The sequence below is a fragment of the Hanstruepera flava genome (assembly GCF_023634025.1).
GTDB classification, from domain to species: domain Bacteria; phylum Bacteroidota; class Bacteroidia; order Flavobacteriales; family Flavobacteriaceae; genus Hanstruepera; species Hanstruepera flava.
Genome location: NZ_JALJCW010000001.1, coordinates 313,467 through 339,586 on the forward strand (window position 1 = coordinate 313,467; position 26,120 = coordinate 339,586).

23 protein-coding genes and 1 other RNA gene are annotated in these 26,120 nt (G+C 35.2%); 13 read left to right on the forward strand and 11 right to left on the reverse strand.

What is annotated here, in order from left to right; translation table 11 throughout:
* Positions 1–25: 25 nt before the first annotated feature.
* On the forward strand, positions 26–2,452 hold the full coding sequence (pheT, locus tag MTX13_RS01455; protein ID WP_250432596.1) for a phenylalanine--tRNA ligase subunit beta: 2,427 nt from the start codon (positions 26–28) through the stop codon (positions 2,450–2,452).
* 5 nt (positions 2,453–2,457) lie between these two features.
* Positions 2,458–3,300: a phosphatase PAP2 family protein gene (locus MTX13_RS01460; protein ID WP_250432597.1), complete on the forward strand. Its 843-nt coding sequence runs from the start codon at positions 2,458–2,460 to the stop codon at positions 3,298–3,300.
* Between the two features lie 61 nt (positions 3,301–3,361).
* Here the strand turns inward: MTX13_RS01460 and MTX13_RS01465 are convergent, their stop codons facing one another.
* The gene (locus MTX13_RS01465; protein WP_223033297.1) at positions 3,362–3,553 is read right to left on the reverse strand and encodes a cold-shock protein; all 192 of its coding nucleotides are present in this window, start codon (positions 3,551–3,553) and stop codon (positions 3,362–3,364) included.
* A gap of 197 nt (positions 3,554–3,750) precedes the next feature.
* Between MTX13_RS01465 and MTX13_RS01470 the strand changes: the two genes are divergently transcribed.
* Positions 3,751–3,984: a putative signal transducing protein gene (locus MTX13_RS01470; RefSeq protein ID WP_250432598.1), complete on the forward strand. Its 234-nt coding sequence runs from the start codon at positions 3,751–3,753 to the stop codon at positions 3,982–3,984.
* Here the strand turns inward: MTX13_RS01470 and MTX13_RS01475 are convergent, their stop codons facing one another.
* The gene (locus tag MTX13_RS01475) at positions 3,985–5,610 is read right to left on the reverse strand and encodes an ABC-F family ATP-binding cassette domain-containing protein (protein WP_250432599.1); all 1,626 of its coding nucleotides are present in this window, start codon (positions 5,608–5,610) and stop codon (positions 3,985–3,987) included.
* A 155-nt stretch (positions 5,611–5,765) separates the two neighbouring features.
* Between MTX13_RS01475 and MTX13_RS01480 the strand changes: the two genes are divergently transcribed.
* Positions 5,766–7,205 carry a TlpA family protein disulfide reductase gene (locus MTX13_RS01480; RefSeq protein WP_250432600.1) on the forward strand — a complete coding sequence of 480 codons (1,440 nt, stop codon included), beginning with the start codon at positions 5,766–5,768 and terminating at the stop codon, positions 7,203–7,205.
* Positions 7,206–7,278: 73 nt separating this feature from the next.
* Here the strand turns inward: MTX13_RS01480 and fsa are convergent, their stop codons facing one another.
* Positions 7,279–7,932, reverse strand: coding sequence for a fructose-6-phosphate aldolase (gene fsa, locus MTX13_RS01485; protein ID WP_250432601.1), 654 nt, complete (start codon positions 7,930–7,932; stop codon positions 7,279–7,281).
* Positions 7,933–8,100: 168 nt separating this feature from the next.
* Here fsa and MTX13_RS01490 point away from each other — a divergent pair, with 168 nt between their 5' ends.
* Positions 8,101–9,168, forward strand: a complete 1,068-nt coding sequence (locus MTX13_RS01490) for a hypothetical protein (protein WP_250432602.1) — start codon at positions 8,101–8,103, stop codon at positions 9,166–9,168.
* Position 9,169: 1 nt separating this feature from the next.
* On the opposite strand, the gene MTX13_RS01495 is transcribed toward MTX13_RS01490, so the two are convergent.
* Both MTX13_RS01495 and ffs read right to left on the reverse strand, forming a co-directional pair.
* Positions 9,170–9,973: an SDR family oxidoreductase gene (locus MTX13_RS01495; RefSeq protein ID WP_250432603.1), complete on the reverse strand. Its 804-nt coding sequence runs from the start codon at positions 9,971–9,973 to the stop codon at positions 9,170–9,172.
* 59 nt (positions 9,974–10,032) lie between these two features.
* Positions 10,033–10,131: signal recognition particle sRNA small type (gene ffs / locus MTX13_RS01500), an RNA gene on the reverse strand.
* A gap of 88 nt (positions 10,132–10,219) precedes the next feature.
* Here ffs and MTX13_RS01505 point away from each other — a divergent pair.
* The 6 genes from MTX13_RS01505 to MTX13_RS01530 all read left to right on the forward strand — a co-directional run bounded on the left by MTX13_RS01505 (position 10,220) and on the right by MTX13_RS01530 (position 15,686).
* Positions 10,220–11,254 carry a glutaminyl-peptide cyclotransferase gene (locus MTX13_RS01505; protein ID WP_250432604.1) on the forward strand — a complete coding sequence of 345 codons (1,035 nt, stop codon included), beginning with the start codon at positions 10,220–10,222 and terminating at the stop codon, positions 11,252–11,254.
* A 73-nt stretch (positions 11,255–11,327) separates the two neighbouring features.
* Complete coding sequence (locus tag MTX13_RS01510; RefSeq protein ID WP_250432605.1) at positions 11,328–12,221, forward strand: carboxypeptidase-like regulatory domain-containing protein; 894 nt, start codon at positions 11,328–11,330, stop codon at positions 12,219–12,221.
* A 34-nt stretch (positions 12,222–12,255) separates the two neighbouring features.
* Positions 12,256–12,645: an acyl-CoA thioesterase gene (locus tag MTX13_RS01515; RefSeq protein ID WP_250432606.1), complete on the forward strand. Its 390-nt coding sequence runs from the start codon at positions 12,256–12,258 to the stop codon at positions 12,643–12,645.
* A 91-nt stretch (positions 12,646–12,736) separates the two neighbouring features.
* The gene (locus MTX13_RS01520; RefSeq protein ID WP_250432607.1) at positions 12,737–13,477 is read left to right on the forward strand and encodes a carboxypeptidase-like regulatory domain-containing protein; all 741 of its coding nucleotides are present in this window, start codon (positions 12,737–12,739) and stop codon (positions 13,475–13,477) included.
* Positions 13,478–13,584: 107 nt separating this feature from the next.
* Positions 13,585–15,150, forward strand: coding sequence for a hypothetical protein (locus MTX13_RS01525; protein ID WP_250432608.1), 1,566 nt, complete (start codon positions 13,585–13,587; stop codon positions 15,148–15,150).
* 92 nt (positions 15,151–15,242) lie between these two features.
* Positions 15,243–15,686: a nuclear transport factor 2 family protein gene (locus tag MTX13_RS01530; protein WP_250432609.1), complete on the forward strand. Its 444-nt coding sequence runs from the start codon at positions 15,243–15,245 to the stop codon at positions 15,684–15,686.
* Positions 15,687–15,735: 49 nt separating this feature from the next.
* Here MTX13_RS01530 and MTX13_RS01535 read toward each other — a convergent pair whose 3' ends face one another.
* On the reverse strand, positions 15,736–17,007 hold the full coding sequence (locus MTX13_RS01535) for a serine hydroxymethyltransferase (RefSeq protein ID WP_250432610.1): 1,272 nt from the start codon (positions 17,005–17,007) through the stop codon (positions 15,736–15,738).
* A 202-nt stretch (positions 17,008–17,209) separates the two neighbouring features.
* Between MTX13_RS01535 and fahA the strand changes: the two genes are divergently transcribed.
* Positions 17,210–18,502 carry a fumarylacetoacetase gene (gene fahA / locus MTX13_RS01540; protein ID WP_250432611.1) on the forward strand — a complete coding sequence of 431 codons (1,293 nt, stop codon included), beginning with the start codon at positions 17,210–17,212 and terminating at the stop codon, positions 18,500–18,502.
* A 71-nt stretch (positions 18,503–18,573) separates the two neighbouring features.
* Here fahA and MTX13_RS01545 read toward each other — a convergent pair whose 3' ends face one another.
* From MTX13_RS01545 to ytxJ, 5 genes are all read right to left on the reverse strand, one after another.
* A complete protein-coding gene (locus MTX13_RS01545; RefSeq protein WP_250432612.1) occupies positions 18,574–20,091 on the reverse strand; it encodes a M61 family metallopeptidase in 1,518 nt (505 codons plus the stop codon).
* A gap of 59 nt (positions 20,092–20,150) precedes the next feature.
* On the reverse strand, positions 20,151–20,582 hold the full coding sequence (locus tag MTX13_RS01550) for a nuclear transport factor 2 family protein (RefSeq protein WP_250432613.1): 432 nt from the start codon (positions 20,580–20,582) through the stop codon (positions 20,151–20,153).
* 15 nt (positions 20,583–20,597) lie between these two features.
* The gene (locus tag MTX13_RS01555) at positions 20,598–21,347 is read right to left on the reverse strand and encodes a type 1 glutamine amidotransferase domain-containing protein (protein WP_250432614.1); all 750 of its coding nucleotides are present in this window, start codon (positions 21,345–21,347) and stop codon (positions 20,598–20,600) included.
* A gap of 96 nt (positions 21,348–21,443) precedes the next feature.
* Positions 21,444–22,478: a helix-turn-helix domain-containing protein gene (locus MTX13_RS01560; RefSeq protein ID WP_250432615.1), complete on the reverse strand. Its 1,035-nt coding sequence runs from the start codon at positions 22,476–22,478 to the stop codon at positions 21,444–21,446.
* Positions 22,479–22,546: 68 nt separating this feature from the next.
* Complete coding sequence (ytxJ, locus tag MTX13_RS01565; protein ID WP_250432616.1) at positions 22,547–22,933, reverse strand: bacillithiol system redox-active protein YtxJ; 387 nt, start codon at positions 22,931–22,933, stop codon at positions 22,547–22,549.
* Between the two features lie 265 nt (positions 22,934–23,198).
* Between ytxJ and clpB the strand changes: the two genes are divergently transcribed.
* On the forward strand, positions 23,199–25,808 hold the full coding sequence (gene clpB, locus MTX13_RS01570; protein ID WP_250432617.1) for an ATP-dependent chaperone ClpB: 2,610 nt from the start codon (positions 23,199–23,201) through the stop codon (positions 25,806–25,808).
* The last annotated feature ends 312 nt before the right edge of the window (positions 25,809–26,120 follow it).

Consider the following 26,120-nt stretch of genomic DNA (forward strand, 5'->3'; position numbering starts at 1 on the left):
GCACTCTTAAAATAGCGCATAGCACATGAAGGTTTCTTATAATTGGCTAAAACAATTTATTAAGTTAAGTGAAAATCCTGAAGCGATTAGTGAACTACTAACCGATTTGGGTTTAGAAGTAGAAGGTCTTACCGTATACCAATCGGTTAAAGGTGGTTTAGAAGGTATTGTTGTTGGTGAAGTATTGACTTGTGAGCAACACCCAAATGCAGACAGGCTAAAAATTACAACTGTAAGTATTGGCGAGAGCGAGCCTTTACAAATTGTTTGTGGTGCACCAAATGTGGCTGCAGGACAAAAAGTACCGGTAGCAACGATTGGCACGACCCTATACACACCTGAAGGTGAAGCTTGGAAAATAAAAAAAGGCAAAATTCGTGGCGAAGCGAGTCATGGTATGATTTGCGCTGAAGACGAACTTGGTTTAGGGCAGTCGCACGACGGTATTTTAGTTCTAGATAAAGGCTCAGAGGTTGGCGCGAAACTTTCAGATATATTTGATATTGAAAACGATTACGTTTTTGAAATTGGCCTAACACCCAATCGTGCTGATGCCATGAGTCATTATGGCGTAGCGCGCGATTTAAAAGCAGGCTTATTACAGCAAGAAAAAAGCAGGGAGTTAATTACACCTTCGGTTTCTGCTTTTCATGTGGATAACCGTTCCTTAAAAATTGATGTTGATGTTCAAAACAAACAATTGGCACCTCGGTATTGTGGTGTAACTATTTCGGGCATTAAAGTAGCCGAATCGCCTGCGTGGATCCAAAACCGGTTAAAAGCCATTGGCCTAGCACCTATTAACAATGTGGTAGATATTACCAATTATGTATTACACGAACTAGGTCAACCGTTACATGCTTTTGATGCTGCAAAAATAACAGGTAACAAAGTTGTAGTTAAAACCTTAAAATCGGGTACAAAGTTTAAAACATTAGATGGTGTTGAACGCGAATTGCATGAAGACGATTTAATGATCTGTAATGCCGAAACACCTATGTGTATTGCTGGTGTTTTTGGCGGTATGGAATCTGGAGTCACTGAACAAACTACGAGCATATTTTTGGAAAGTGCCTATTTTAATCCGGTAAGTATACGTAAAACGGCAAAACGCCATGGTCTGAATACAGATGCCTCATTCAGATTTGAGCGTGGTATTGATCCTAATATTACGGAATACGCTTTAAAGCGTGCTGCACTTTTAATTGAAGAAATTGCAGGAGGTGAAATTACAAGTGATATTATAGATGTTTACCCAAAAAAGATTGAAGACTTCCAAGTGCGTATGAGTTTTGATAATGCCAAGAAACTTATAGGTGAAGATATTCCGCGTGAAAAGATAAAAGAGATTTTAATGTCGCTTGATATTAAAATTAACAACGTAACCGAAGCTGGTTTAGGTTTAACTGTTCCAGCTTACCGTAATGATGTGCAGCGTGAAGCGGATATAATTGAAGAAATTCTACGTGTATACGGTTACAACAACATAAAAACAACCGAAAAGCTTAACGCCTCTATTTCGAATACTTCGAAATTTGAAGATTATAAGTTACAAAACATTATAGGCAATCAGTTGGCATCGCAAGGTTTTTTTGAAACCATGACCAACTCGTTAACCACACCAGATTATGTTGAATTGAGTAATGATTTGCATATAGAACACAATGTAGAAATGCTTAATCCGTTGAGTAACGATTTAAGCGTCATGCGACAATCTATGCTATTCTCTGGATTAGAAAATGTACGCCATAACGTTAACCGCAAACGAGAAGATTTAAAGCTATTTGAATTTGGCAAGACATACCATGATTATAATGGTAAACGCGAAGAATTCAAACATTTGGCATTAATTGTTACTGGTAATAAACAAACCGAACGCTGGAATGCCGAAAGTAAGCCTAGTGATTTTTATTATTTAAAAGGTACTATTGAAGCTATCTTACAACGATTAGGTATCAACAACTTGAAAGCTGCTCCTTTTAAAGCCGATGTGTTTAGTGAAGGCATGCAATTATCAACAAGAAAAACAGTTTTAGTGGAGTTTGGTTTGGTAAAAAAATCGGTTTTAAAACATTTTGGTATTTCGCAACCTGTACTATATGCCAATTTTAAATGGGATGCTGTAATTGAAGCTGCCAAAGCAAACCAAGTAATATTTAAGGCTATTCCTAAATATCCTGAAGTACGTCGTGATTTTGCATTGCTATTAGACCAGTCAGTAAGTTTTGCAGAAATTGATGCTATTGCTATGCAAACCGAAAAACAGCTTCTAAAAGACGTAAATCTGTTTGATGTTTATGAAGGTAAAAATTTACCAGCGGGCAAAAAAAGTTACGCAGTAAGCTTTACATTACAAGACGAGAACAAAACATTAACAGATAAGCAAATCGATAAAATAATGAGTAAGCTACAAGCAAATTTTGAAAAGCAGCTTGGCGCAGAATTACGATAAAGTTTATGCGGCAACTATTTTGCCTTGTATGCAGTTTATATAGCCTTGTATGTTTTGGCCAGCAAGCCAATTCATTAGAATATTCACAAGATTCGCTTACGGTTTGGGACATACTGAAATATGATGCGAAAAACACAACTCAAAGCGTTGCCTATGCTTACACCAGTCCTTTAAGATGGGATAATGATGACTTTAGGAAACTGACTACTTTAGCCGTTGGTGTCTTTGCTCTTTCTTTAGCCGATGAGGCTGCCAATGATTTTTTTACTGGTCAAAAAGACAACTATCCGCAATTTGCTTTAGACTTTGGCTATAGGTTTGGTAAACCACAAACGTTTTTTGTATTAAATGCAGGACTGTATGGTTATGGACTAGTAACCAAAAATGAAACAGTAAGAAAAACCTGTGTGTTAATTGTTTCATCGACAATAACAGCAGGAACTCTCCAATCCTTTAGCAAAACGGCTTTTGGAAGAGCAAGACCAAGTTCTGGAAAAGACTATGATGACTTTAACCCATTTTCTAGCGAAGCCATGTACCACTCGTTTCCATCAGGACATACGGTTCTTTCTGTTACCATGGCGCATGCTATTGCCAAGCAGTTTGACAATACTTGGGTTAAAATTGGTATTTATTCTATTGGAGCCATTACACCAATAACACGATTGGTAGAAGGCGCTCATTGGTTAACCGATGTCGCTGTTGGTACCATTTTAAGTGTTGTAGTGGTAGACAGCATTGATAAGTTTTTATTTACCAAGAAAAAATACACATATAAAAACCCTCCAAAAATAAGTTGGAATTTCACGTTTTCAACCAACCAAATTGGGTTTATAGGAACTTTTTAAACATAAAAAAAGCCTCGAAAAATTTCGAGGCTTTTGTGTTTCAATAAGTTTAAAATATATATTATAATACTTTAACGTTTACTGCGTTCATTCCTTTTCTACCTTCTGTAAGATCGAATTCTACTACATCACCTTCACGAATCTCATCGATTAATCCAGAAATGTGAACAAAATGTTCTTTGTTTGTGTCATCTTCTACGATAAATCCAAATCCTTTAGAATCGTTGAAGAATTTTACTGTTCCTTTACTCATTGTAATAATTTAAATAATTTAATAAAGTACAAATATAACTTAATAATGTTAGTAACATGTTTTTTTAGCGTTATTTTTCAATTAACCCATTTTCAGCATGTTACAAATCCAGTTTCACCTTACCTCATTCCTGTTGTAAAACATGTGTTTTAATTCAGAAATTTCGTATCTTTAAGTAACAGCAAAAACCACTTATTATGGATTCAGAGTATAAAAAAGTTTTTACAGGAAGTTTTATAGTTGCCCAATTAATCGTTGACAAACTTAAGGCTGTTGATATAACGGCAATAGTTAAGGACGAAACAGAATCAGGTAGATTGGCTGGATTTGGCTCTTCAGTTCCAGGTTATCAAGATGTTTATGTACATCAAGACGAACTAGAAAACGCCATGCCCATCGTTAACGATGTAACCTCTGAATTAGACAACTAATTACGCCGTAACAGCATACATTTTCTCGCGTAAAGCTTTTATTTTAGAATCCTGCATATACTCGTCAAAAGTAGTATACCTGTCTATAATACCATTAGGTGTTAATTCAACAACGCGGTTTGCAACGGTTTGCGCAAACTCATGATCGTGCGTTGTAAACAATACTGTACCTTTAAAGTTCTTTAATGAGTTGTTAAACGCCGTAATACTTTCCAAGTCTAAATGGTTAGTTGGTTCATCTAGCATCAATACATTGGCACGCATCATCATCATACGACTTAACATACAACGCACCTTCTCTCCTCCTGATAAAACATTAGATTTTTTTAGCGCTTCTTCTCCACTAAAAATCATTTTTCCCAAAAATCCACGAATGTGAACTTCTTCGCGCTCTTCTTCGGTTTTTGCCCACTGGCGCAACCAATCGACCAAAGTTAAATTGTTGTCAAAGAATTTACTGTTATCCAAAGGCAAGTACGATTGTGTTGTGGTGATTCCCCAAGCAAATTTACCAGCATCTGCTTTTTGATTATCATTCAAAATTTCATAAAAAGCTGTAGTAGCACGAGAATCTTTAGAGTAAACTACCACCTTATCGCCTTTGGCTAAATTTAAATCTATGTTTCTAAATAACACCTCTCCTTCTAAAGAAGCCGTTAAACCTTCAACATTTAGAATTTGATCGCCAGCCTCACGCTCGCGCTCAAAAATAATGGCTGGGTAACGGCGACTTGTTGGTCTAATTTCATCAATATTTAATTTATCGATCATTTTCTTTCTACTTGTGGCCTGCTTACTTTTCGCCACGTTAGCAGAAAAACGACGAATGAACTCTTCCAGTTCTTTTTTCTTTTCTTCAGCTTTTTTATTCTGCTGGGCACGTTGTTTGGCAGCTAGTTGAGAGGATTCATACCAAAAGGTATAGTTACCAGAATAATGATTTATTTTTCCAAAATCGATATCAGATATATGCGTACAAACAGCATCTAAAAAGTGACGGTCATGAGACACGACAATCACACAATTATCGTAGTTAGCCAAAAAGTTTTCCAACCAGGATATAGTTTCATAATCCAAATCGTTGGTAGGCTCATCCATAATTAAAACATCAGGGTTTCCAAAAAGTGCCTGCGCCAAAAGCACACGTACTTTTTGCTTACCATCTAAATCGGCCATCATGGTATAATGTAAATCTTCTTTTATACCCAAATTGGACAATAATGCCGCAGCATCACTATCGGCATTCCAACCGTTCATTTCTTCAAACTCTACCTGAAGTTCTCCAATTTTTTCGGCGTTTTCATCGGTATAATCAGCATACAAAGCATCGATTTCCGTTTTAATTTTATGTAAAGGCTTATTACCCATTATTACAGTTTCTAAAACCGTATGCTCATCGTACAAATTATGGTTTTGCTCCAAAACTGACATGCGCTTTCCGGGCTCTAAATGTACACTACCAGATGTGGGCTCTTGCTTTCCTGAAAGGATTTTCAAAAACGTAGATTTTCCGGCTCCATTTGCACCAATAATACCATAACAATTGCCTTGGTTAAAGGTTGTACTCACCTCATCAAACAACACACGTTTTCCAAACTGAACCGATAAATTAGAAACTGATAACATAGCTTGCTTTTTAAATTTGGCGCAAAAGTAAAAAAAAGCAACCATAAGTTGAAGAAAATCCAAGTATAATAATATTTAACAGTCAATTAACAACAGTTAACACCCACAACTTTTACTTTTGTGGTAACTAACTTTCTAGATTGGGATTAATAAATATGAGATTACTACGATTTCTGTGTCTTATTGCGTTTACTAGCGTGACATTGGTGTCTTGCAAAAAAGACAATAAAATTGATGAAGGCGATATTGCCTATTTTGGTGGTGAGGTAGTAAACCCCATTAAAGATTTTGTAATTATTGCAAAATCTGACAAAGCATTAGATACTATTACTCTTGACGAGAATAACCGATTTATTTACAAGGTAAAACCTGTAGAGTCTGGACTTTACACCTTTCGTCTTTGGGCTGCGCAAGGCCTAGAGTATCAAATGGTTTTATTGGAGCCTCAAGATAGTATTATGTTTCGCCTAAATACAATGGAATTTGATGAAACTCTTGTATTCAGTGGAAAAGGTGCTAAAAAAAACAACTACTTAATTAACCTGTTTCTAGAAGGCGAAATTGAAGACAAGGAAGTTTTAGGGCTTTGTCAATTGCCTGTTACCGATTTTACAAAGCGTATCGATTCTATTAGAAATAGCAAATTGGACAAGCTCAATTATTTTATAGAAAATTACGATGCAACTCCTGCTTTTAGCGAAATAGCAGAAGCCAACATTAATTATGATTATTATTTAAGCAAAGAGGTTTACCCTTTTGTTAACTATGTTAATAGCGAGCGTAAAACATTAGAGTCTTTACCTGAAGATTTTTATAGCTACAGGAAGGATGTAAATTATGACCATAAAATGGTTATGGACTATTTTCCTTACTCCTCTTTTCTAAAATATCATTTCGAAAATATGGCACTTGCTAAATATTTTGAAAAAACGGATGATAGTGTTTTCAATATTAAATCATTAGACTATAATTTAATTCGCCTTAATTTAATTGACAGTTTAGTAACTGATAAAGAGCTTAAAAATTCATTATTGATGGAAGCTGCCGTTGAATTTATTACCAAAAGTAAAGACGTAGATAAATTTGACCCATTATTAGAATCGTTTAAAGCCAAATGTTCTGATGGTCATCAGCAAAATTATGTGGCTGATTTAGTTAATTCTTTAAAAAGCTTAAAACCTGGAAACCCAATTCCTCAAGTTGAGATTACAGATTTTAAAAACAACCAAAAAACAATACGATCGTTAATAAAGCGACCAACTGTAATTTACTTTTGGTCTACAGCTTACAGAACCCACATTGATAGTCATAAAAAAGCTAATGAATTAAAGCAAAAGTATCCTGAAGTAGATTTTATTGCTATTAACGTTAATGTGGAAAACGATAAGCTTTGGCGCAAAATTATTAAGGAGTACAAATACAATACAAAACAAGAGTACGTTTTTAAAAATCCTAAAGAAGCCAGGCACCAATTAGCTATTTATCCTATTAATAAAGTTATAATTCTAGACCAAAAGGCTAAAATAGTTAATGCGCACACCAATATGTTTTATATTGGGTTTGAAGACGAACTATTGGGTCTGTTAAACAGATAATTATTTAAGTGTTAGAAATTAAAAAGCCTTAACAATTAACGTTAAGGCTTTTTTTTATCGGTAAAAAGTAATTTTAGTTACCTTTTTTAAAGTCTTCTAAAAATTTAGCTAAACCAATATCTGTTAAAGGGTGTTTTAGCAAACCTTCAATTGCGCTTAAAGGCCCTGTCATTACATCTGCTCCTAATTTGGCACAGTCTATAATATGCATGGTATGGCGTACAGAAGCTGCTAAAATTTCAGTATCAAAAGCATAATTATCATATATATGGCGAATTTCTGCAATAAGGTTTAACCCGTCGGTTGAAATATCATCTAAACGACCAATAAATGGTGATACGTAAGTCGCACCTGCCTTGGCTGCCAATAAAGCTTGACCAGGAGAAAACACTAAAGTCACATTGGTTTTAATACCTTTATCGGAAAAGTATTTACAAGCCTTTACACCATCTTTAATCATCGGTAATTTCACTACAATTTGGTCGTGTAATTCAGCTAAAGCTTCACCTTCACGAATCATACCTTCAAAATCGGTTGCGATAACCTCCGCACTAACATCTCCATCTACAATATTGCAGATATCAACATAGTGTTTCATTATGTTGTCGTGCCCAGTAATACCTTCTTTAGCCATTAAAGATGGATTAGTGGTTACACCATCAAGAACACCCAAATCTTGAGCTTCACGAATCTGGTCTAAATTAGCCGTATCAATAAAAAATTTCATAAACTATTTATTATAAGTTGTGTTTGTTAATGGCGCAAAAGTACAACTAAATGCGAGTTTTCTTGTTGATTTGTTATGAAAATTAATTAACAATTAAAGCTAGTATAAATAGTGAAAATTTTTAAGTATCAGTAAAAATTGTAACTTTAAATAAAAAAGACAACCGCTATGAAAAGAATACTACCCTTTATAGGTATAGTATTGCTATGCTTAAACTGCCAAAACGACGACGACAACCCAGAAAACAGTGCTATTCCAGAAGAAGAATCCTGCGAAATGCAATTTGATGATTTAGGGTTAACCGTTGCAAATGAAATCTTTTTTGCTGAACAAGCTGGATGGACAATTGATGATACACCTTGGAAAGGTAGGTATTCAGATAATATAATAGAATTAAGTTTTGAAGGGAATTGTGGCCCAGAATGCGGAGCGAAGGCAATTTTTGTCTTTAACAAAATAGGCAACTGTATAGATTATAACTACTACTATACGGTTTACAATCAGGGTGGTAATATATTCGACACAAGAAGCATTTCAGAGTCTTTTTTATTATATGAGTTGACAATCCAAGAATATATAGAAGATAGACTTTTTGTAGGGAGAATTAGTAACACTCATCAAAACGAAATCTATAATATTGATTTTTGGATTGAGTTAAATGAAGATGATTATTTTACGGAAGAAGTTCCTGAATACACTTCCTTTCAAGACTGTTTAGGTTCTCAAACTCCTTTTAATATTGATGTAAGTAATGATAATAATCCTGATTATTCAATAATATATAATGAAGAAATTATTCAATATCACTCTTATGAAGTACCATATTTAAAAAGTGAAATTAATTTTACAAGTACAAATCCTAATAACACAATTTTAGGATATTTTGACAATTTCAACGGTGCATTTTACGGTGGCTTACAAACTACTGTAAATGGTACTATTTTATCTGAAGATTTTACGAGTGAAAGTGATTCAGTTTACATTGGAGAGTATCATGATTTTATTGGGGAATCTGAATACCCATACAAACAATACAATATTTGGACTGGCCGTGAGTGGAATATTTATGATAATCCAGGTATTTTATCTGACTGGTATATTGTAGTGAAAATGATTTTAAATGGCGAACCACATTACGGTTATATTAACTTTAGTATTTTGGGTAATGACTGCGAGATTGTTATCCACGAAACCTATTTAAACCCAACACCAAATGAGCATATTACTATAGAATAGTCTATAACTTATAGTGGTTCATAAGCATTTTTTCATAAACCGTATCAGGCAGAATGCGTTTTAGTACTATAGAGAATTTCTGCATAAACTCCCCAACTTTATAATGCACTTTGGGTTTAGATGTGTTGATAATAGTTAAAACAGCCTTAGCCATTTCCAAAGGGTCTTTACCTGCATCAACATGCTCATTCATCAGTTCTAAAGATTTTCCGTAGGTCTCTTTATAAGGTGAATCATCCAATACGTGAGCATGATAACGACCAGCCGCAATATTGGTGGCAAAATCACCAGGTGCCACATTGGTCATCTCAACATTAAAAGGTTTTAGTTCCATTCTAAAGGCTTCTGTTAACAACTCTAAAGCACCTTTACTCGCACTATAAATACCACGATACGGTAAACCCATATAACCAGCGATAGACGTTACATTAATAATCAAACCGGATTGCTGTTTACGCATGTGTGGCAACACGGCTTTTATAACGTTAATTGGCCCAAAAAAATTGGTTTCAAAATTGTTTTTTATTTCAGCTTCAGGAATTTCCTCTATAGGGCCTGTAATTCCAGCTCCTGCATTGTTTACCAAAACATCAATTCGACCTTCATTTTCAATAACCGTTTGAACAGCTTGTGCAATAGTATCTACTTTAGCGACATCCAATCCAACAATAGGAAACAAGCTATTGGTATATTTTTCGGGAGACCTGCTAGTGCCATATACTACAAAACCTTTTTGAGAGAGATACTCACCAACTGATTTTCCGATTCCGGAAGACCCACCCGTAATTAAAACAACTTTAGACATCTATAAATGGTTTTTTTGCGTTTCAAAAGTACAAAAAAAAGGAAAGTTTAGGGCATAAAAAAAGGCAAGCTACCTACATCACACCGCTACGACCGCTTACCTTTGCTGCGTTCCCGCCCTGGAGGATTCAACAGGAGCTGGTTGTGTAGGACTTGCCGAGTGCAAAGATACAATCTTTTAAATTTATCACAATGATTTTTTAAACTGAATTTTAATAAATATCTTGCTCCAAATTCTACAAAAATCATGAAGCTTTATAAGTCTCTTACAATCATATTTTTATGTGTTTTAATGGTATCCTGTGGAGCCAGCATAACTGAAGTCAAACAAGACTTATCCATAACCACAAATGCCCAAAACGATGCCGTAACGCTAGGCGACAATTTGGAATTCAGCTTAAACAACCCCAAAAACCACCCAATAGAAAATGTATCATTTACTTTAGATGGTAATTCTGTTACATCAAATGAAGCATTAATAAATATGAAATTGGGCACTCATGATTTAGAAGCCAGTTTTTCAGTAAATGGTGAACAAGCTAGTATTTCTAAAAGTATTACAATTTTAAATAACCAAACACCTAAAATATATACCTACACTATTATTAACGAATATCCTCATGACATGAGTTCGTATACACAAGGATTGGAATTTTATAATGGTGAATTATATGAAGGCACTGGTCAATACCGTGAATCAAAACTGCGCAAAGTAGATTATAAAACTGGTGAAGTTTTAAAAAATATTGACTTACCTAATGAGTACTTTGGTGAAGGCATTACCATTATGAATGATAAGATTTATCAGCTAACCTGGAAAAAAGGAACTGGGTTTGTATACGATGTTAACACCTTTGAAAAAACTGGAAGCTTTAAATACGGTAACAGTCTAGAAGGTTGGGGCATTTGTAACGATGGTTCTAAACTGTACAAAAGTGATGGCACCGAAAAAATTTGGACCCTTAACCCAGAAACCCTTGTTGAAGAAGAATACATACAAGCTTATCACAACAAAGGGAAAGTTGTAGAACTTAACGAGCTTGAATGGGTAAACGAAAAAATCTATGCTAACCGCTGGAACAAAAACGGCGTGGCCATAATTAATCCTGAAAATGGTGCTGTTGAAGGCGTTATAGATTTTACACCTTTAAAAGACAGTGTAAAACAACATCCTAAACTAGACGTGCTAAACGGCATTGCCTATAACCCAGAAACAGGAACTTTGTTTGTAACCGGTAAGTATTGGGATAAACTCTTTGAAGTTGAAATCACTGAAAAGTAGGTTTCACTCAATCAAATAAGGTTTTCACGTATTATACATTTTATAAGTCTTGCTTCTTATAGTTATTTGGACTATGAGAAAAACACTAACACTATCCATTCCGGCACCATGTCATGAAAACTGGAACGACATGACACCAGTTGACAAAGGTCGCCATTGTGCTGTATGCACAAAAACGGTTTACGATTTTACGAATAAAACAGATGAACAAATTGTAAAAGCCTATTTAAACAATCGAAACTTATGCGGACGATTCAAAGGTAAACAACTAAATAAGGAATTGGTTTACAGTCGAAAAACCACCAATAGCTTTAGAACATTTTTGGCATCAAGCCTACTCTCCTTTTTGTCATTCACAAGCCATCAAGCATTAAGTCAAGAAAAGCCAATTGCAGAGCAAACAGACACCACAAAACAACCAACTGTAAAAGGAAAAACAGCTGTATCGGTTTTAAACAGTAAAACGATATCTGGAACCATTGCTGATGAAAGTGGATTGCCCTTACCTGGAGTAAACATAATTATTAAAGGCACTACTAGAGGTACCCAAACAGATTTTGATGGAAACTATAAAATTACAGCTAGTTTAGGAAATATTGTTTCATTCAGTTATTTAGGTTATAAAACAAAAGAAGTTACTATTGGAGTCAATAATGATCATTCATTTTGTATGGATATTGACTCTGAAATTTTAGGTGAAGTAGTGTATACAGGTATGATTTCATATTCAGAAAGCTACGATCAAGGTTATGGATATATTCAAAATCATTACGACAACAATTATACAACACCTGAAGAAATTACTAAACAAAAGATTGCAAAAAACAACACCAAAAGCTTTTACAAAAATAAATTCATGCAGGATAAAGCATTAAGAAAAGAAAAACGTGAAAAAATAAAAAGCGGAGAACTAGAGCGTAGTAATCTTGGTAAATTCTTTTACAGTATAACACACCCTTTTAAATAATGAGATTCTCGATTTTTTTGCATTATTTTTGAATATGCAGATTTTTGAAAAAACCATAACCACAACCCAATCCGATTTAGATGCCTTAAACCACGTAAATAATGTACGTTATGTAAAATGGGTTCAAGATATTGCAGAGCAACATTGGCTCTCTAGAGCTTCGCAAAATATATTAGACAAATACTTTTGGGTCATGCTATCACACCATATAGTATATAAAAGCCCAGCGCTTTTAAACGATCAAATCAGTTTAAAAACTTATGTCGTTAAATCTGAAGGCGTTACCTCAACACGTGTAGTGGAAATCCGTAATGCCAAAACACAAAAATTGTTAGCTGAATCGGAAACCAAATGGTGTTTCATGTCCAAAGAGACCCAAAAGCCCACACGAATAACTTCAAATATTATCACCTTGTTTTGTTAATTAATATGTAAAATGGCTGTTAAACTTTCTTAACAAGCTACTATACCAACAGCCTAAAAAATACATTTACAGAAACTATAACCAACTTTCTGTGTATTTATTTCGCTTTTTCTTGTTGCTGCTTCTAGTTGTCAGTAACTTAAACGCCCAAACATTCGAGGGAAAAGTTTACGATTCAAAATCAGTCCTAGAGAACATCAAGGTTTTTAATAGTACCAAACAAGTACTTACGTATTCTAATAGAGGTGGGCACTTTTCAATTCAGGCTGCAGTAAACGATACACTAATATTCAGTTCCCTTTTTTATCAAGAACAGACAATTCTTGTAACAGAAACGCACTTAAATCAAATTAATGTTATTGAACTTAAAGAAGCTACTAATGCTTTAGATGAAGTTTCCATTCAATCTGTCAAGAAAAAAGATGAGCAAACCCTTACGGTAGAAGTTCAACGTAGGCAAAACAGCCAAATTGCTAACGATATAAAAAACAACCCTCATTTGTACGGACTTTCGCCTAGTACAAATGTAGATTTTGTAGCCATTTTCAAACTCATAGGAAAACTCTTTAAAAACAAGAAAAAAACCGTTCAAGAAATTGCCCTATATCAGGATTTTAATGACTTATTTCTTACCGATTCTTTTTTTACCGATGACCTTCTAAAAAACGAACTCAACATTCCCGACAATCTTAAACAATTGTTTTTTGAATACTGTGGAGCACATAATATTGACAAAAAATTGTTATCAAAGAACAATCAAGTCCATTTGTTGGAAGAACTCATTCAATTAAGTCAGTCCTTTCTAATACTAGTTGAAAACACAAAACACTAAAAAGGATTAGAATTTTTAAATATAAATCCGCTTTCATACTAAATCATCAATTCAAAAGTTATATTTTTGAAACGCTACCAATTGGTCATAAAATTTAAATAATGTCAATGAAACGATTAGTATACTTTATTTCTTGTTTAGCCTTTTTAGTATTGTGGAGCTCCTGCCGAAAAGATTTTGAGTTTGAACCCAGTACTGGAAATCTTGAATTCTCGCGAGATACCGTGTATCTAGATACCGTTTTTACAAACATAGGCTCAAGCACATACAACCTAAAAGTATACAACCGTAGCGATAACGACATCAACATTCCCACACTGGGATTAGAGCGCGGTGAAGATTCTGAATACCGTTTAAATGTTGATGGTATGCCAGGTAGAACCTTTCAAAATGTGGAATTATTAGCCAATGACAGCTTATTTATTTTTATCGAAACCACTATAGATATTAATAATCTACCAAGCACTGACGGTGAGTTTTTATATACCGACAAAATTATTTTCGATTCTGGAGCCAACATGCAAGATGTGGATTTGGTGACCTTGGTTAAAGATGCTGTATTTATCTATCCAGATCGAGATAATGCAACAGGGATAATAGAAACACTAACGCTTAATGTAGGTGGCGAGCAAATTGAAACCGACATTCAAGGCCGTTATCTTATGCCAGATGAATTTACCTTTACCAACGAGCGTCCTTATGTCATTTATGGTTATGCGGCTGTTCCCAATGGCGAAACATTAACCATAGAAGCTGGTGCTCGCGTGCATTTCCATGCCGATTCTGGTATTCTCGTATCCGAAGATGCTTCTATTCATGTTAATGGGTTATTTAGTAATGACCCTGAAGCTTTAGAGAACGAAGTGATTTTTGAAGGTGACCGATTGGAACCTATTTTCAGTGATGTTCCTGGGCAATGGGGCACAATTTGGTTATTTGAAGGTAGTGTGAACAACATCTTTAATTATGCAACCATTAAAAATTCGGGTGTTGGTATTTTAAGCGACGGTAATCCCGATGCTGCCACTGATAAACTTACTATTACAAACTCGCAAATATACAATTCGAGTAACTTTGGAATTCTGGGAAGAAACACTTCTATTTTAGCTAAAAATGTTGTAATCAACAATTCTGGTCAGTCTTCGTTTGCGGGAACTCTAGGAGGTAAATACAATTTTACCCACTGTACCATAGCTAATTATTGGAGAAATAGTTTTAGACAGTTCCCTGTACTATTGCTAAACAATTTTACGGAAACATCTGATGCCACAATAATTGCAGATTTAACCGAAGCCAATTTTAATAACTGTATCATTTATGGTAATGATAATCCAGAATTTATTTTAGACGAAATTAACGACAATACCAATCCTGTCTTGTTTGAATTTAAGTTTTCAAATTGCTTGTTACGTTTTTCTGATCCCAACAACAATTTTGATGGCGAAAACTATAACTTCAATAATACTGAACTGTACGAGGGTAACCGGTTTAATGATGATCCACATTTCATGGAGCCTTATGAAAACCAATTGATTATTGGTGAAAATTCGGGAGCAATAGAAATTGGAAATCCATCATTTGTTAGTGGTACGACTCAATTTGATATTTTAATGGAGACAAGACCAACCAGTCCAAATCCTGATGCTGGTGCCTACCAACATACTGATTTTTAGATTAACGTCTCGTTAACAACTACTTACTGTTTTAATAGTTACTTTTAATACGTACCAAAAGGTGCTTAATAATAATCAAACTAGCAAACAGCATGGAAAAATTTATTACACTCGCTTTACTAATAATTGGAATGGCAATAGGTCATTCGCAAACCAATAAAGAATTGGTAGAAAAAGCCTGTTATAGTTACATTGAAGGCTTTTATGAAGGTGACTCTGCTAAACTTAAAGCTTGCCTACAACCTGAACTCAACAAATTTGGTTTTTGGAAGAATAAGGATACAGGTGAATACAAACAAGTTGACCACATGTCTTTTGACCAGGCCTTAGCTTACGCCGAAAATGTAAAAGCCAAGAAAAACTTTGCTAAACCTGATGCACCCAAACAAGTGGAAGTTTTGAACATAGGAAATAACATAGCCGCTGCCAAAGTAACCGCTTGGTGGGGCATAGACTATATGTTACTCTCCAAACGTGGTGATAAGTGGATGATTGAACAAGTGCTTTGGGAAGGCCCTTATGAAGAAAAGTCTTAAAATAAAAAACCTGCCCGTGAGCAGGTTTTTTTGTGTTGTTATATTAATGCTATGCAAATAATGGTAAACCCTCCATCAACGCATTCACTTTTTCGGCTACTTGTTCTAGTTTAGCTTCATCTTCATAGTTCATAATCACCTCATCAACTAAAGCAACAATAGCTTCCATATCATCTTCTTTCAAACCTCGTGTAGTAATCGCTGGCGTACCCACTCGAATGCCTGATGTAACAAAAGGACTTTTATCATCAAATGGCACCATGTTTTTATTTACGGTAATTTCAGCTTTCACCAAGGCTTGTTCTGCATCTTTGCCTGTAATATTTTTATTACGTAAATCAATCAACATCATATGATTGTCCGTACCACCAGAAATAATGTGATAGTCACGCTTCACAAACGCTTCAGACATAGCAGCTGCATTTTTCTTTACCTGCAACATATAATGCATAAAATCATCTGTTAAGGCTTCACCAAAAGCAATGGCTTTAGCAGCTATAATATGTTCTAAAGGTCCACCTTGGTTTCCTGGAAATACACCGGAATCCAGCAACGACGACATTTTACGTAAGCTACCATTTTTTAAGGTAATATCGAACGGATTATCAAAATCCTGACCCATCATAATCATTCCACCTCTTGGTCCACGTAAGGTCTTGTGAGTTGTTGTAGTCACAATATGGCAATGAGGTAATGGATCATTCAAAATACCTTTGGCAATCAATCCAGCTGGGTGAGAAATATCGGCCAACAAAATTGCTCCAACAGAATCAGCAATCTCACGGAAACGTTTAAAGTCCATATCACGCGAATAGGCAGAAGCTCCTGCAATAATTAGTTTTGGCTTTTCTTTTTGCGCCATTTCAGCAACATGGTCGTAATCAATTAAACCAGTTTCCTTTTTTACGCCATAAAAAACCGGATTATATAATTTTCCAGAAAAGTTTACTGGCGAGCCATGTGTTAAATGCCCTCCATGCGACAAATCAAAACCCAGAATCGTATCACCTGGTTTTAGGCAAGCGGCAAAGACAGCCGTATTGGCCTGACTTCCCGAATGTGGCTGTACGTTTACATATTCGGCATTAAACAAGGTTTTAGCGCGCTCAATTGCTAAATTCTCCACTTCATCAACCACTTCACAGCCGCCATAATAGCGCTTTCCTGGGTAGCCTTCAGCATATTTATTAGTTAATACAGAACCTGCTGCTTCCATCACTTGGTCACTTACAAAATTCTCCGATGCAATAAGTTCTATACCATGAAGCTGACGTTCTTTTTCAGCCGCTATCAATTCAAAAATTTGTTCGTCGCGTTGCATAAATTTTGGTTATAGTTAAATTGAAGTCAAAAATAACAAATCCATGTATTTAATTATTCAAAAAACATATATTTACCTCAAGAAGTTTTACACAGCTGTAAATAACTTTCTACAACCTATATTTTATGTTTAAAATTAGTTTTAAAATAAAAAGTTATGTAGGTTTGACTAGAATTATCAACTATTAAATTTAAACAATACTATGCCACTTTCAGCCAACAATCCAGATAGAAGGTCTTGGTTACATGTCGATAAAAATTCTGATTTCCCGATTCAAAATATTCCGTTTGGTGTGTTTTTAACACGTGACGATATTATTACCATTGGAACACGAATTGGTGATACAGCTATTGATTTAGGTGCTTTGCACCAATTGGGTTATTTTGATGGTATTCCGTTAACCGACGATATCTTTCTACAGGATTCCCTAAACGACTTTATTGCCGATGGCCGAAAAACATGGCGCTCAGTACGTAACCGTATTGCCAAAATTTTTGATGCTGAAAATGACGAATTAAAGAATAACAAAAAGCACAAGGAAATTGTACTCTTCCGTTTAGATGAAATTGAAATGCAACTCCCTGTACAAATTGGTGACTATACTGATTTTTACTCGAGTATTGAGCACGCCACTAATGTGGGCACTATGTTCCGTGACCCAGAAAATGCCTTGATGCCAAATTGGTTGCATATTCCTGTCGGTTATCATGGTAGAAGTAGTTCTATTATTCCTTCTGGTATTCCGGTACACAGACCACAAGGACAAACCTTACCAGCTGATAGCGACACGCCTGTTTTTGGACCAAGTAAGTTGGTAGATTTCGAATTAGAAATGGCCTTTATTACGACCGATGCGAACGATTTGGGTGAACCTATTCCTATTGAAGAAGCTGAAGAGTATATTTTTGGACTAGTTCTTTTTAATGACTGGTCTGCTCGTGATATACAAAAGTGGGAATACGTACCACTAGGTCCATTCTTGGCAAAAAACTTTGCTTCATCTATTTCTCCTTGGATTGTGACCTTGGATGCTTTAGAGCCTTTCCGTGTTGAAAGCCCAAAACCTAAAAAACCTCAATTACCCTATTTACAATATAAAGGTAAAAAGAGCTACGATATAAACTTGGAGGTTGCCATAAAACCTAAAAAAGCTAAAGAAACAGTTGTGAGCAACTCGAACTTTAAATACATGTATTGGAACATGTGCCAACAATTGGCGCACCATACGGTAAACGGTTGCCCAGTAAACTCTGGCGATATGATGGGAAGCGGTACCATTTCTGGCCCAACACCAGACTCTTATGGCTCTATGCTGGAACTGACATGGCGTGGCGAAAAACCACTAAAAATGACCGATGGCAGCGAACGTAAATTTATTAATGATTACGATACCGTCATTATGCGTGGACATTGTGAAAAAGATGGTACACGTATTGGTTTTGGTGAAGTTTCTACCCAACTCCTACCCGTTTATAACCCTAAAAAAAGTAAATAATTTTTACTCAAATACATAAAAACCCCCAACAAATTTAGGGAGTTTTTTGTTTAATGGTCAGGTAGATAATCTTATTTCGTGTTTAACTCACCAAAAAAACCATCCAATACATTTTGTTGCTTGGGTGTTGTCACATCGGTTTTTGAAATAATTAACTGACCGTTTTCAATTTTAGCATCTAATCCTGCTAAAGTTAAATATTCGTCAATTGGTATTTTATTTGTGCCTAATATATACATATTAAAAAATTCGGTTGGAATAGTACCACTTAATTCTCCATATAACTCTTGAAGTTCTTGCAGTGTATATGTATTGTTACTTCCACCATATTTTTCAAATAATTGCCTCATTAAATCGTCTATGCTTTTTTCATTATTTGTGGCATTTCTAATAATCAGATCTTGCGACATGCCAACCAACATTCCACCTGCATAAACCAAACCCCAATGATCATGTTTTTTTTCTCCATCTGCCATCGCATAGCGTCCAACTCCCTCGTCGTTATGATATCGTTTATAAAAAAAGCTACTTAAAAAATCTAAATAGGATTCATCTGTTAAAAAATTAACGTGACGCAAAGCTTTCAACGTATAATAATTTGTGAAACCTTCCTTAAACCATTCGCTATCATCAGATGCTGGACTAAAAGATTTACCACACCATAGATGAAAAAATTCATGAGCAAAAATAAATCTTGAAAAAGTTTTGGATAAATCATCACCATTTTTTTCAATTAGCACACTCACATTGTTACCAAGAGCTTCGCCATCTGTTTTCTCCGATGAACTAATGACAACCACAGATTTATGTAAGGGATTATCTGGACTCGGATTAGGAATTCCGCCCATAAGCTCAATATAATAATCCAACACACCTTGAGCTAGTTCCTTAAGTTCAGTTTCCTGATTCATAATATCTGTAGAACCCAAAGCAAAAACCAACTCAAAATCATCACGTTTAAGTGATATTTCTTTGTGATTTCCAGCGAAAATCAGTGCTGTTACCAAATCGGTAATATTTGTTGCCATAAAACTTTTCGCATTTTCAGCACTTTCAGACCATGGATTGGTTACCGCCCAATCCTTGGGTATATTAAAGCTTACGCTTATATTCGTTCGGTCTTCACCGTTAAGTACAAATAAGGTCCTGCCAGTATAGAAAACTCCTAAATCTGTTGTATAAGCCACTGCATCTATACCACTACTCCAATCGTAGTTTTCATGATCTAAATGAACATCATAACGTAATCTTATTTCCGTATGTATTGGCGCATTAATTTTCCATTGGGCATCATCTAACGCTTGTACAGACAATAATTGCTCTTGTTTGTCCATAACCTCAAGGTTGTGTACAAAGGTTGCCCATCTATTGGATAGATTCGATGCGCCCCAACCCATATACAACAAACTATCCTTGAGTGTAAATCTAGCTTCTATTTGAGCGAGTTTAGGATTGCTTTTATGAATTGTTATGGTGTAGGTGGTTGCTTGTTTGCTATCAATTGTTTCAGCATTCGATTTAATACTAAACAACATTAAGGCAATAAACAGACTTACGATGTGTAATCGGGTGAGTTGATTTAAAAACATGTTTTTTGATTTGATGAACTACTATATGACTTAAATCATTACTTTTTGTTACATAATATTTAACTTTTTGCTGGTTTCCAGGTGTAACTCTTATGAACTATTTTCCAAGATCCTTCATATTTCAACAACAAAAAATAATCTGTATAAATTCTATTGGCCACTAAAATTTCCACTTTAGCAATAGCCACATCATTTTCATAATCAATAGAAATAATACGCCCAATACGATTACTGATTTTCCCTTCTTTTACATTGGAAACGTACTTGGCGCCAGAGCGAATACGCAAACTATCTTCTTCGGTTACCGTATAAAGATTAAAGTCTGGATGAAAGGCCTTTTTTAATTTTTCTGGCTTTCCGTTTTGGGTACCGTCAATATACAACATTAAGGTTTCTGAAATCTCTTGAATATCTGTCGTTCCGCTTTGGCTTTGAGCACTAATAAGGTTTATCGAAAAAACAAAAAGAATGGATAAAATGGTGTTTTTCATGATATAAAATTTAGTTTATTGGTTTTGTAATGTTTTAACTACTTGTGTTGCTACAGAAACAGTTGAAGACGGATCCTGACCCGTAATAAATTGACCGTCCATAACATAAAAGTTATCTCGTTTCTTTTCAGAATAGCGAAACTCTCCTTTGTTCTGCTTTATTTTTTCTTCAATAGAAAACGGAAAAGTTTTGTAATACGCAGCATCTTTATTTTCGAATATATCTGGATAGCCACTAATCTGCTTTCCTTGGTAAAGCGGCTCACCAGTTTTGGTCTTTAGGTTGGTAATTCCTGCAGTACCATGACATACAGCTGAAATAATGCCATTATTCCTGTAAATAGCTTCGGCTATGCTGTTAATTGTGGTGTTATTGGCTATTCCAAACATGGCCGAACCACCACCACTGTAATATACAGCATCGTAATCTGAAGGATTGATATCTGTAGGGCGCAAGGTGTTTTTTAATGCCTTCATAAATTTGGTATCATTTAAGTAATGGTTCTGAATGGAATCTGATTCAGAAGTATACCCTATAGGTATCGCACCACCATTTGGACTTATAAAATCAATTGAGTAGCCATGTTTTACAAATACATCATAGGCTAATACAATTTCTCCAAAATGATTGGCTGTCTTTTTATTGGAGTTCCCATAAGTTTCCTGATTGGAAGTCACAAATACTATTCGCCCAGATTGTTTATGTTGGGACAAACCATTAGATGCTATAAATAGCATTAAAAAAGAAATTACAAGTGTTCGCATATCTATTTAAGTAATATTTTAAAGCAAATATGAGAAAACCTGATGGCTTGCGGGTTCTAACTTATCAAGTAGAAGTTCTAATTTATAATATCACACTTATTTTGCTAATGCTTTTTGGTAGTCGGAAGGTGTTTGTCCGGTTACTTTCTTAAAAGTAGTGTGAAAAGTCGATTTCGAGTTAAAGCCACATTCGTAACCTATTCCTTCAATGGTATATTGGTTAGTTGTCTGCAATAACTCTTTGGCTTTTTCAATTCGCAATTCATTGATGAAAACTGAAAATGATTTATTGAGGTTATTATTTAAAAACTGCGATAGCTGATGCTTTGAAATGTTTAATTCCTTTGCAGTACTGGCTAAAGTTATTTTAGGGTTTAAATACAAGTTCTGTTCTTGGACTTGTTTGATTCTAGTAGCAATAAGCGCTACTGTTTTGGCATCAATTTTATTGTTCTTATATTTTTCCTTTTCCTCAAAAAACGTGGCTTCCTTTTTATTTCTAAACACAAAAAGCAGTACAATTAAATACAGTACAAATGAAAAAGACAATGCACCGACAATATACGAGGTATACGAGGCTATATTGTAAGCAAACCAAATTACCGAAACCCCAGAAAATATACTTAACAACCAAATCTCTATACTCTTAAGCCTATTCTTTTTTTCAAACGCAATTTTAAAAAGTGGTTTTACATATTTAAAGGATAAGACAATATACACCAACCATTGCAAGTAAATGCCTCTTACAATATACCGACTCCATATTGGACGATGCTCTATGTACGGATAGCTTATACCCAAAATGGTAATCCCAATTAAGTAGGGTAAAACATGAACAGCCCATGCTTTGGATTTTTGCGTGGTTTGCGACTTGAGATAGAGGTACAAAAACGGCCCAATTAAAATACAGGCCGAAAGCCCAATTTGAATAAATACACCGGACAATCCTGGATTAAAAAAATAAAACACCGATTTAATAATCCGGATGCTTAAAACCAACAACAAAAAAGCTAAAAAATAGTTAGAAAATTTTTTCTTCTCTGCAATTACAGCAAAATAAATAGCTAGTATAAACCCATTAAAGGCTCCCAACGCACTAAAGAAAAAAATAATTTGGCTGTCAAAATTCATTAGGGCGAAGTTAGTTTTTTAAACTAACAATTTCAATACACGCTAAACCTAATTTTTCTTACTAGGCTTTAAACGAACCGCTTTAAGTCTATAGTATTAATAGCACCATGACTAGCATGTGCTACGGTTACACCGTTTTTAATAACCAATAACTGTGGTGACTCATGCATAACTTGAAACTTATAACCTACTTCGTTGGAAACATTGCGATAGGATAATAAATCCAAGTAATACAAATCCAATTCCTTTTCGGTCAAGTTGTACGATTCCACAAACTGGTTCATCACCATACGGCTAATACCACAACGTGTAGAGTGTTTAAAGATAACCTGTGTTTTGGTTTTCGATTTTTCGGTAATATGTTGCAGTTGCTGGATCTCGTTTAACGGAATCCATGGTAGTTGCTTGGTTTCTTTGGGTTCAGAAGTCCCGAATAGTTTATTTAGTATGCCCATAGTATATTATTATCTTGTCACTTCGAGTGGTTTTTCGTAGAAAAATTGTATCGAGAAGTCAATCCTCTTGTTCTCGATACGTTTCTTTCAGAAACACTCGAACTGACGCTTTATTTTAGTAAGTCGGTTACTTTTCAAAATCTTACAACTGACGAAACGTCACTAATAATCAACTATAAGCAGACATTTTGTCGTCTAAATAGAACTGGTAAGGTAATTGAAATAGACCTTTCAAACAACACACATTAAAAGAAAAATTAAACAAATGAATTTTAACAATTATACCATAAAATCACAGGAAGCCATACAGCAAGCACAACAGCTTGCGCAGAGCTTCGAGAATCAACAAATAGAAAATGAGCATATTTTTAAAGCGCTTTTCAATGTTGACGAAAACGTATTGCCTTTCATTTTAAAGAAACTGAATGTCAACGTAAACGTATTGGAACAGGCTTTAGACAAGCAATTGGAAAGCTATCCAAAAGTTTCTGGTGGGGATATTATGTTATCGCGCGATGCTGGAAAAACCTTGAACGAGGCATCCATCATTGCTAAAAAAATGAATGACGAATACGTATCTGTCGAGCACTTAATACTTGCTGTTTTTAAATCAAACAGTAAAATAGCACAAATGCTTAAAGACCAAGGTGTCACCGAAAAAGCCCTAACAGCAGCCATTGAAGAATTACGCAAAGGCGACCGTGTAACATCACAGAGTCAGGAAGAAACTTATAATTCCTTAAGCAAATACGCTAAAAACCTGAATCAGTTGGCCAGAGATGGTAAACTGGATCCTGTAATTGGTCGCGATGAGGAGATTAGACGTATTCTACAAATCCTGTCGCGTCGAACCAAAAACAACCCCATTTTAGTTGGTGAACCAGGAACTGGTAAAACAGCCATCGCTGAAGGTTTAGCACACAGAATAATTGATGGAGATGTCCCTGAAAACTTAAAGGAAAAACAAATTTTCGCTTTAGACATGGGTGCCCTTATTGCAGGTGCCAAATATAAAGGTGAGTTTGAAGAGCGCTTAAAAGCAGTTATTAAGGAAGTTACCACTAGTGAAGGTGATATTGTACTCTTTATTGATGAGATTCACACTTTGGTTGGTGCAGGTGGCGGACAAGGTGCTATGGATGCAGCCAATATTTTAAAACCCGCTTTGGCAAGAGGTGAGCTACGCGCCATTGGTGCTACTACTTTAGACGAATACCAAAAGTATTTTGAAAAGGATAAAGCTTTGGAACGTCGTTTCCAAAAGGTAACGGTTAATGAGCCAGATACCGAAAGTGCTATTTCTATTTTACGTGGTATCAAGGAAAAATACGAAACCCACCATAAGGTTCGTATTAAAGATGAGGCTATTATTGGTGCCGTAGAACTTTCGGAACGCTATATCACTAATCGTTTTCTACCAGATAAGGCTATTGATTTGATGGATGAGGCTGCTTCGAAACTTCGCATGGAAATCAACTCCAAACCCGAAGAATTGGATGTTTTGGATCGCAAGATTATGCAGCTGGAAATCGAGATTGAAGCCATTAAGCGTGAAAAAGACGAAGCCAAGTTAAAATCGCTGCGTTCTGAATTAGCAAATCTCAAAGAAGAGCGAAATGAAATAAACGCCAAGTGGAAGAGCGAAAAAGAAGTGGTTGATAATATTCAGATGACCAAGTCTGACATTGAAAACTACAAATTAGAAGCCGAACGCGCCGAGCGTGAAGGCGACTACGGTAAGGTTGCTGAAATACGCTATGGAAAGATAAAAGAAGCTCAAGAAAACTTGGAGAAACTTCAAAAAGAATTGCAAGAGAATCAAAGCGGCAGTTCTTTGATAAAGGAAGAGGTCACCTATGACGATATTGCTGAAGTTGTAGCTAAATGGACAGGTATTCCGGTAACCAAAATGTTACAGAGTGAACGCGAAAAGCTATTGAAGTTGGAAGATGAATTGCACAAACGTGTAGTTGGCCAAGAAGAAGCCATTGAAGCTGTTAGTGATGCCGTAAGACGCAGCCGTTCTGGATTACAAAATCCTCAAAAACCTATTGGAACATTCTTGTTTCTAGGAACAACAGGTGTTGGTAAAACTGAATTAGCGAAAGCTCTAGCAGAGTATTTATTTGATGATGAAAACGCTATGACCCGAATTGATATGAGTGAATATCAAGAGCGTCATGCTGTGAGCAGGTTAGTTGGCGCACCTCCAGGTTATGTAGGTTATGACGAAGGTGGTCAATTAACAGAAGCTGTAAGACGCAAGCCATATTCAGTAGTTCTGTTAGATGAAATTGAAAAGGCACATCCAGATACCTTCAACATTTTGTTACAAGTATTAGATGAAGGGCGATTAACAGATAACAAAGGAAGAATTGCCGATTTTAAAAACACGATTATAATTATGACTTCAAATATGGGAAGTCATATTATACAAGAACGTTTTGAAGCTACAAAAGATATTGATAGTGCTATGGAAGCAGCAAAAGTTGATGTATTGGCTTTATTAAAACAATCGGTAAGACCAGAATTTTTAAACCGTATAGACGATACCATTATGTTTACACCGTTGACTAAAGAGAATATTACTGATATTGTCGGTTTACAGCTAAAAGGCATCACCAAAATGATTGCACAACAAGGTATCACTTTTGACGCTACTCAAGAAGCCATTGAATATCTGGCTGAAAAAGGTTATAATCCAGAATATGGTGCAAGGCCTGTAAAACGTGTGATACAAAAAGAAGTACTGAATCAGTTGAGTAAAGAGATTTTATCGGGTCGTGTAACGACAGATAGCATTATACTTTTAGATGCTTTTGATGATAAATTAGTGTTTAGAAATCAAGGTGATTTAGTAGTTGAAGAATTTTAATGTGAATATGCGTAATAAATTTCAAACTGTTACGTTTTCATAATAGTTGGTTAGTTAGTTTGAAAAGGCGATACAAATCTTTTTTTGAGGAGTATTGCCTTTTACTTTTTAAACCCTATAATTAATTTCACCTTACAAGCGTTATTATATAAAACATTCAAAAAATATTCATTTACAACAGATTAATATCTGAATTATTCCCAAAGCAAAATTTCAAAATCAACAAATTGTAAAGAAAGTTCAATTTATGCGTTATGAGCACTCTTAATTTTATGATAAAATTGCTATTTCATAGCAATTATTTAACAGTTA